This is a genomic window from Erwinia typographi, assembly GCF_000773975.1.
Classification (GTDB): domain Bacteria; phylum Pseudomonadota; class Gammaproteobacteria; order Enterobacterales; family Enterobacteriaceae; genus Erwinia; species Erwinia typographi.
On sequence record NZ_JRUQ01000114.1, the window covers coordinates 1 to 5,432 of the forward strand.

The 5,432-nt window shown below is 52.8% G+C and carries 4 protein-coding genes and 5 pseudogenes; 2 read left to right on the forward strand and 7 right to left on the reverse strand.

Annotation, left to right across the window (positions count from 1 at the left end; all coding sequences use genetic code 11):
• Positions 1-36 precede the first annotated feature (36 nt).
• Positions 37-336 (reverse strand): annotated as a pseudogene (locus NG99_RS26935) (transposase); the annotation flags it as partial.
• Between the two features lie 149 nt (positions 337-485).
• On the opposite strand from NG99_RS26935, the pseudogene NG99_RS26940 reads away from it, so the two are divergent.
• Positions 486-1,166, forward strand: a pseudogene (locus NG99_RS26940) (IS3 family transposase); the annotation flags it as partial.
• A gap of 52 nt (positions 1,167-1,218) precedes the next feature.
• Here NG99_RS26940 and NG99_RS26945 read toward each other — a convergent pair.
• Positions 1,219-2,067: a LysR family transcriptional regulator gene (locus NG99_RS26945; protein ID WP_072017691.1), complete on the reverse strand. Its 849-nt coding sequence runs from the start codon at positions 2,065-2,067 to the stop codon at positions 1,219-1,221.
• A 97-nt stretch (positions 2,068-2,164) separates the two neighbouring features.
• Between NG99_RS26945 and NG99_RS26950 the strand changes: the two genes are divergently transcribed.
• A complete protein-coding gene (locus tag NG99_RS26950) occupies positions 2,165-2,761 on the forward strand; it encodes a LysE family translocator (RefSeq protein WP_034899876.1) in 597 nt (198 codons plus the stop codon).
• 130 nt (positions 2,762-2,891) lie between these two features.
• Here the strand turns inward: NG99_RS26950 and NG99_RS30160 are convergent.
• The 5 genes and pseudogenes from NG99_RS30160 to NG99_RS29580 form a co-directional block, all read right to left on the reverse strand.
• Positions 2,892-3,026, reverse strand: a pseudogene (locus NG99_RS30160) (hypothetical protein); the annotation flags it as partial.
• A gap of 181 nt (positions 3,027-3,207) precedes the next feature.
• On the reverse strand, positions 3,208-4,185 hold the full coding sequence (locus tag NG99_RS26955; RefSeq protein WP_034899884.1) for an ExeA family protein: 978 nt from the start codon (positions 4,183-4,185) through the stop codon (positions 3,208-3,210).
• Positions 4,186-4,369: 184 nt separating this feature from the next.
• Positions 4,370-4,744, reverse strand: coding sequence for a hypothetical protein (locus tag NG99_RS29780; protein ID WP_034899878.1), 375 nt, complete (start codon positions 4,742-4,744; stop codon positions 4,370-4,372).
• A gap of 40 nt (positions 4,745-4,784) precedes the next feature.
• Positions 4,785-5,200: pseudogene (locus NG99_RS29575) on the reverse strand (transposase); the annotation flags it as partial.
• Between the two features lie 70 nt (positions 5,201-5,270).
• A pseudogene (locus tag NG99_RS29580) lies at positions 5,271-5,372 on the reverse strand (IS6 family transposase); the annotation flags it as partial.
• Positions 5,373-5,432: the final 60 nt, after the last annotated feature.

Sequence of the window (5,432 nt, forward strand, 5' to 3'; positions counted from 1 at the left end):
ATAGACCCTGTACACGATTCTGTGTAAATGCCTTTCTCAGAAGTGACCGTCCAGGCGGTCACCGAACTCGATAATAAAGCGGCTCATCGCCATACGCCAGTCCCTCAGCGGCATCGTCCATTTCTGTGACGCAGCCTGGATTGCAAGCCATACCACCTTTTTCACTGCATCGTCCGTCGGGAACACCTTACGCTTTTTGATGGCATGCCGGATCACGCTGTTCAGCGACTCGATGGCATTCGTTGTGTAGATCACCTTGCGGATGTCTGCCGGATAAGCGAAGAACGTCGCCAGATTGCTCCAGTTTGCCTGCCAGCTCCGGCTTATCTGCGGGTATCCATTGGCAATAATGCATTGCTCATAGGTGCACCTCTGACTGATTATTTATCACACAGCCAAAGTAACAATTTTGGTGAGGCAACAGTGCGCGTTCGGTAACAAAAATGCTGAGTCAATGCGCCGGACTGAATTATTGTCGTCTAATAGTCTGGCGGCAGTTGCTGCGGGAATGAATCCGCGTGGCAAGATGCACGGTGGTGCGTCTGATCACAGTCATGGGGCTTGCCGGTGTGCGCCGGGGTAAAAAGGTCCGCACCACCGTCAGCCGGAAAGACGGTGCCGCCGGTGATCGGGGGAACCGCCAGTTCGTGGCAGAACTGGCCGGACCAGCTGTGGATGGCTGATTTTACCTACGTCAGCACCTGGCAGGGCTTTGCTTACGTGGCGTTCATCACCGACGTGTTCGCGGGTCGTATCGTGGTCTGGCGGGTGTCGTCATCAATGGAAACGAAGTTCGTACTGGACGCGCTGGAGCAGGCGTTGTGGGCCAGACGTCCCACGGGCACCATCCATCACTCAGACAAAGGCTCGCAGTATGTGTCGCTGGCATACACGCAGCGGCTGAAGGATGCGGAGCTGCTGGCGTCAACGGGCAGCACAGGTGACTCTTACGATAACGCGATGGCGGAGAGCATCAACGGACTTTACAAAGCGGAGGTGATACATCGTAAAGCTGGAAAATACGGGTTGAGGTGGAGCTGGCCACCCTGACGTGAGTGGACTGGTACAATAATCGACGGTTACTGGAACGACTGGGTCATATCCCGCCGGCAGAAGCGGAACAGGCATATGATGCTTCCATCGTAAATGGTGATCTGGCAGCCTGAGTTGACAGAAAAAATACTCTCCTGGAAACCGGGGCGGTTCACTACGTTCTAACTACTTCAGTCCGTCGCGTAATTGTTGTGCCAGTTCATTCGATGCACGCGACCGCTGACCTTTGACGTGATAAAGATTGACAGAAAATAGAGGGAGTTCAGGTAAGTTTTCATCAAATGGCAGAATGGTAAGATCACCCGGAATCGTTGACGCCAGCAAGACACTGACGGCTAGGTCGGAACGAACCATAGCTAGCGTCGCATCAATACTGCCGCTTTCAAACAGAGTTTGCCAAGTGGTTTCTTTCTTTCGTAACGCCTGCAATACCACCGAACGGAATGCACAGGTTTCCGCAACCATGGACACAGGCAGTGGCCGCTTTAGAAAAGCTGCACCACCTTTGGCACCAACCCACACCAAGCGGTCAACTGACAGACATTCCCCTGCAGATTTTCCAGGCGGCTCTTCAACCAGCGCCAAATCGAGTGTACCGGCCGCGGTCGCGGCAAGGAGCTCCGGCGATGACATGCAAATCAGTTGCAAATCCACCTGCGAATGTGCTGCCGCAAAATTTTTCAGGGCAGGTGGCAACCATGCTCCGACAAGATCATACGGGGCACCAAGCCGGATGACTCCCTCAAGCGGCCCTTCAGTCATTTCAGCCCAAAGTTCGTCGTTTAGGGTAATCAGATGCCGTGCTTTTCCAAGCAAGCGTTCTCCACCTGGAGTCAGGCGCAGTATTCGTTTTTCACGGAAAAACAGTACGCCAGATAACGCTTCCAACCTCGCAATCTGCTGGCTTACCGCACTCTGTGTAAGGTGTAAGGCGTTTCCGCCCACTGTCATGCTGCCATGATCAGCAACAGCAACGAACGTACGTAGTAGAGTGATATCAAGATTTCGGATCATACAATGCATTATAACTTGTAATACACATCATGTTAATCATTAATTTCTGTTATATGGTCTGACGCGCTAGAGTTTGGCCATAATTCTGGAGGCCTGTATGTCCATCGCTGAATATTCCCCACTGATTTTGTTTGTGATTGTTTCTACTTTTACGCCTGGCGGCGCTACAACCTTAGCCACTGCATCTGGTGCCCATTTTGGTTATTACAGGTCCATGCCCTTCATGTATGGAATCGCTCTGGGGCTTGGCTCGATGGCGGCTTGTGCTGCGGCGGGATTAGGCGGTGTGATACTGGCTTTCCCTTCCTTGCAATTTGCCATGAAACTTGCCGGTAGCCTGTATTTGATGTGGCTGGCGTGGAAGATGACTCGCAGCGGTCCACCGCATTTACATGCAAGCGTGAAAAGACCGACAACTTTCGTAGCAGCACTGTGGTTGGTATGGCACAACCCAAAAGGGTGGGCGATGACTCTGGGGGCAGCTGCTTCATTCGCTTCAGTTGCCTCGCAACCCGTATACCTGGTCTTTACTCTTGGTTGTTTGTTTGGAATTGCCGCAATGTTCTCTCTCTCCCTGTGGTGCATTGCTGGTCTGTTGCTGGCCCGTTTATTACAAACCGACATGCAATGGCATTTTTTTAACGCCCTACTGGGGCTATTACTCGCTATTTCAGTTATTCCGATGTGGCTATGAAATAATTAATTCATCGATTCGGGCCCACCTGGAGCGAAGCGGTAAGTGTCTGGGAAGTGGCAGTGTTGCGAAGTTATTGATGAGGTAACTTTTTATCTGATTGAAAGGCCTTGGATGTCAAAGACTCTGCTCACCTGACGCATCTTGCCGTAAGCCTACACCGTAGCCGTATTGACGGGCATGTGTTTTCAGTTGGTAGTGTGATGCGCCAGGATAGCAGTTCGCTGACCCGGTTGACCGGCCAGTCGGCGATGACGTCAAGCATATACCTGTAGCGGCTTGCCAACATAATGGCCTCTGCTCGCAAACATCGAAGATTCCTGCTCAAATTATCTGACAATGGAGTGCCTGTTGTGCTCACGCTATTTGCCAGTGTGCTTGCAAACATCCGGTTTTGCTTGCAAACATCCTCCGCCTGCTCACATTAATTGCCAGCGACAGCAAGGTTAAATCGGAACGCCTGCCTGTCGCAGTTTCTCTGTCAGCTCAAGGGAGTGTTCGGGATCAAGGGTGCCACCCAGGAAGGCGCGAACATCGGATGGGCGCGCGTTAAGTTGTGTGATCAAAGCCGCTGCATCGTAGCCGTTTCGGGTCAGGGTCGGTTCCAAATCGTCAATAGCGCGCGACAAAACCTGCTCGACAATCTCGGCGGTGACGGGTTTGGTTCCGAGACGAAAAGCCTGTTCGAACGCAAGGGTCAGATGCATCTCGATTTGAAGCGGTGTGCGCAACCGTTCGGCAATGAGATCTATGGCTTCTTCTTCGAGAAGCTCGCTGACTTTCACTCCATCGGCTGCACATGCGCCAAGCAGCCATGCTACATAGTCTCGCCGCGCACCGCCAAGCCCCTCATAGTCGAAAGTGGTTGTCCGGTAACCAATTTCCTCCATCTGGGGGCGACGCAGATCATTGCGAAGCCGGGGGTGCCCGACCAGAAGCACGGAAAGGAGGACACCAGCGTCGGCCACCACCTCCATCAGCCGTTTCAGGCCCGTTAACGTCTTATGGTGAAGATCATGGGCTTCATCTACCACGAGGACGATCGGACGCTTGCCTTTTTTCATCAGGTCACGCAAATCTCGCTCCCGCCGCTCGGCCTGTTTGGGGATCTTCACCTGCGCTCGATCCCCGGGTGACAAGTCATAGAACAAAGCTTCAATCAGCGATGGCAGCGAAGTACGACGTTTGTCGACCGCCAGCGATTTAGCGAGAGAGACCTTGCCAGCTTTGGTCAGTTCGGCCTCAATACGGCGCAGAAGGTGCGTTTTCCCCGAGCCAACCAGCCCCGAAACTACGACAAGCCTGCCAGTCTGGACGGCAGCACAAACTTCGCGAATGAGGGTCCGCTGGTGTTCGGTTTCGAAGTTGCCCGCCCCCTGAAAAGGTCGGTCCAGGCCGTAACTGGATTGGACATCAGCGAGCATCATTCTTCCCTCCTTCGTATCTGAAATCGTTCGCGGATACGGGCCATGATCGTCTCTTTATCGAGAGTTTCCTCAAGCAGTTCATCAATGAAAGTGCGTTCGACAGCACTCATCGCACCGATTGGTCGGCCGAGCTGAGCGACAATCGCCGTGCGGGCTGCAAGACCTGTAGGCCAGGCGTCCTCTACCGGCGGCTCTGGAACGGCATTCGCCGTACACTCAGTCCCATCGTTGTTGGGGGCAGAGACGGCAATGGGCGGTCACCGCCGGTGACTGCGGCGCGGGGAAGTCCAAGCTGATCCGCCAACCGCACCACTTTGTCGAGTCGTTCTTCTGTACGGCTCTTCTGGTATTTGCGATAACGAAAGAGGGGGACCGCCCCGCGCGAAGGCTGGAATGGTCCAAAGCGCTTCCCCTCATGTTCGACGAACAACTCCTGATCGAAAAATCCCCAGAGCAAAGTTACCGTTTCTCCGGGAACAGGGCAGCCTGGCGGCTGCAAATCAAAGTGCAGTAGAATATGACATCCCAAAATCTCATTGCAGCAGAGCATTTCCATGTCACATTCCTCTGAGCATCAGATCGCTCACACCAAAATGGTTAACAGGACGCTTAGCCCGGGCGTAATAAAGGCTGCGGTGAATGCCGAATAAATGGCACATAACCTGCACAGGCCACTTTTCTTTCAGCCGTGTGATTAGCGCGAGAATTTTCCGGGGGCTTCGCTCATCAGCACGGCAGCCTGCTTTAGTATTTCTTTTTCCATCTAAAGACGCTTTACCTGCGCTTTAAGCTGCTGAATTTCGGGTTGTTCAGGTGTAATGGCATGACCAACAGGCTCAATGCCCTGGAGTTCCTGCTTATACAGCCGTATCCATTTGCGTAAATGGTCAGGATTGAGTTCGAGTGCCTGTGCAACTTCCCTGACATCGCGCTGATATTTAACAACCTGTTCGACAGCTTCGAGTTTGAACTCCGGGGAAAATGTGCGTTTAGTCCGACGAATTTTGATCATGCATCACCTCATGTTCACTGTTTTAACATTAACAGGATTTGGAGGTGTCCTGAATTACCGATCCACTACACATCTCCTGGAGCTCACGGTAGCTGATGCCGTATTTGCAGTACCAGCGTACCGCCCAGAGGATGATGACACTCTGAAAATGACGGCCTTTGAATAGGTTCATGCGCTGCTCCGTCAGCAAAAGGTGGCCAAAATTTTATCACCTCCAGATTTTTGCAACAGT

Bases quoted from the DNA above. Each gene is read 5' to 3' on its own strand.
- NG99_RS26945 (WP_072017691.1), bottom strand. From the start codon at position 2,067: ATGATCCGAAATCTTGATATCACTCTACTACGTACGTTCGTTGCTGTT.
- NG99_RS26950 (WP_034899876.1), top strand. From the start codon at position 2,165: ATGTCCATCGCTGAATATTCCCCACTGATTTTGTTTGTGATTGTTTCT.
- NG99_RS26955 (WP_034899884.1), bottom strand. From the start codon at position 4,185: ATGCTCGCTGATGTCCAATCCAGTTACGGCCTGGACCGACCTTTTCAG.
- NG99_RS29780 (WP_034899878.1), bottom strand. From the start codon at position 4,744: ATGGAAATGCTCTGCTGCAATGAGATTTTGGGATGTCATATTCTACTG.